Here is a 309-nt window from a genome sequence, read left to right on the forward strand (position 1 = left end):
CCCACTGTCTCCAGCGTAGGCTCAGCGAAATTGAATTCCCCGTGAAGATGCGGGGTACCCGCGGTCAGACGGAAAGACCCTATGAACCTTTACTGCAACTTTGCAGTGGTATTAGGAGAGTGCTGTGTAGGATAGGCGGGAGGCATTGAACCCGAGGCGCTAGCTTCGGTGGAGCCAACCTTGAAATACCGCCCTGAACTCTTCTGATATCTAACCGAATCCCGTTATCCGGGATCGGGACCCTGCATGGTGGGCAGTTTGACTGGGGCGGTCGCCTCCCAAAAAGTAACGGAGGCGCGCGATGGTGGG

Annotated in this window: 1 rRNA gene; it reads left to right on the top strand. The window is 56.6% G+C overall.

Annotation, left to right across the window (positions count from 1 at the left end):
• Nucleotides 1–309, top strand: a 23S ribosomal RNA gene (locus tag N8L39_RS09300); the annotation flags it as partial.

Origin of the sequence: Streptococcus mitis, assembly GCF_946190285.1 — a bacterium.
Classification (GTDB): Bacteria; Bacillota; Bacilli; order Lactobacillales; family Streptococcaceae; genus Streptococcus; species Streptococcus mitis_CP.